We start from the raw sequence: 1,592 nt of genomic DNA, 5'->3' as shown, positions 1-1,592 counted from the left end.
CTTCAGACCGCCGCATCCACGGCGCGTTGCCAGGTCAGGTGGGCCTTCGACTGATGCGTTCTTCGATTGCGAGCGGGGACGGTCGTTCGAGTGCGCTGGTGAAGGTTCGAAACGCGGGCGTGCAGAGCCAGAAATTCTCGTGCCCTTCGGGGTTTCTTGAAGCCTCGCTGACTTCGTTCCTGATCCCGGGTGGGCCGGTGAGACTGTTCAATCAGGTGATTGCAGCGCGCAGCGGAAATGACCTGGATGTGCTCCACGCCGTGGAGCACAGGAAGCGCTCGAAGAGCTGCTCCATAGCTCCAGAGCTTGTCCGTGTGAATGACGTCTGGGACGTCATCGTTGGTCAACAGACGCTCAAAGAAGGTCTTGGCTGCATCAGCGTTCCGGTGAGGTTGCAAGAGGATGTCGAGCACTGCACCGGATTCTAGGGCGGCCCGCCACAGCCAGTATTTTTTGCCCGCCATATCGACACACCTCATCCAGGAACCAACGGGAACCCCGCCGCGGTTTCCGGTGGCGCAGCCCCTCGGTGAGGAGTGGGGCGAAAGGGATGTTCCACTGGCGCAGGGTCTCGTAACTGACCTGTTGGGCCGCGCTGGTGCAGCAATTCCTGAACATCGCGCTCGCTCAAAGGGAAGCGGTGATAAAGCCAAAGGGCGTGCCGGATGATGCTCAGTGAAAAACGGTGTCGGTAGGGCTTGCGGTCAGTCACAGAGAATCAGCCTATTGCGATTAAGTTGCCAGAACCGCCACACTACAGCAGGGAAAAATCAGGCTCGCTCGCAGGAGCGGGCCTGAAGAAGCGGATGAGGTTAAGGTCGGTTGGTCGTGCCGGTATAAGGAGTAGTGACCACCCGCTCCGGCTGACGGCGCAGTCCAGCCAAACCTGCCAAGCCCAATAAGCCCAGCCAACCCCAGTCAAAGTCGTTGTTGTCATTGTTCTGGTTGGCCGTGGTGGTATTGGTGGCATCGGTGGTGTCCTGGGCCTGCGCAATGCCGGGGGCCAGTAACAGAGACAGCGCCAGAAGAACAGTCTTGGTTTCAGATTTCATGAGTTGACCTCCAGAGAATGATGTATCTCTTGCCCGAAGGCATACTAATTGTGTCAAAAAATACAGAACGGAAAAGTTGGTGGGCCTCAACCTCTCTTGTCAAACTCTGTGGCAAACGTTGATTGACTCACCGTCGCGCTTGCATTTTAAGTTTCGCTGTATTAACTGTGCCTGGCTCGCTGAGCGTGGTTGAGACAGGTTCCGTAAGCCATCTGCATCTGCACCTCACGTGGGCAAAGCTGCTCACCCGCAGACTCGGACCATGTCTGTTTCCCGCAAACTTCTGCTGTTCACGGGCGCATTGCTCGTGACTGGTCCTCTTCAGCCTGCTCAAGCCACCGTATTGGAAAAGGCCAAGTTCGTGTTCCACCTGGGCGCGGCCTACTACGCCTTCAACACTTGGGTCTGGAAACCTTACCGTCAATACAAATTCCAAGTCGGGGCAGCCAACCAGAGACTCAACATCATTAAGGCGGGTGGAGCCTTGTTATTTGCTGCAGTTCAGGTCAACGCGGCAATCAAAATGACCCGCAACACCCA

General features: G+C 56.6%; 1 protein-coding gene and 2 pseudogenes. 1 reads left to right on the top strand and 2 read right to left on the bottom strand.

The genetic code is table 11. The features are described from left to right. Nucleotides 1–2 precede the first annotated feature (2 nt). Both F561_RS26925 and F561_RS0124290 read right to left on the bottom strand, forming a co-directional pair. Nucleotides 3–712: pseudogene (locus tag F561_RS26925) on the bottom strand (IS6 family transposase). Nucleotides 713–812: 100 nt separating this feature from the next. Beyond that, nucleotides 813–1,052: a WGxxGxxG family protein gene (locus F561_RS0124290; RefSeq protein WP_019012558.1), complete on the bottom strand. Its 240-nt coding sequence runs from the start codon at nucleotides 1,050–1,052 to the stop codon at nucleotides 813–815. A gap of 262 nt (nucleotides 1,053–1,314) precedes the next feature. On the opposite strand from F561_RS0124290, the pseudogene F561_RS0124285 reads away from it, so the two are divergent. Continuing rightward, a pseudogene (locus tag F561_RS0124285) lies at nucleotides 1,315–1,592 on the top strand (hypothetical protein); the annotation flags it as partial.

The organism is Deinococcus aquatilis DSM 23025, from assembly GCF_000378445.1.
Taxonomy (GTDB): Bacteria; Deinococcota; Deinococci; order Deinococcales; family Deinococcaceae; genus Deinococcus; species Deinococcus aquatilis.
The sequence above is the reverse complement of the archived record's forward strand: the minus strand, read 5'-3'. Positions and strand labels throughout refer to the sequence as shown.

Bases quoted from the DNA above. Each gene is read 5' to 3' on its own strand.
- F561_RS0124290 (WP_019012558.1), bottom strand. From the start codon at position 1,052: ATGAAATCTGAAACCAAGACTGTTCTTCTGGCGCTGTCTCTGTTACTG.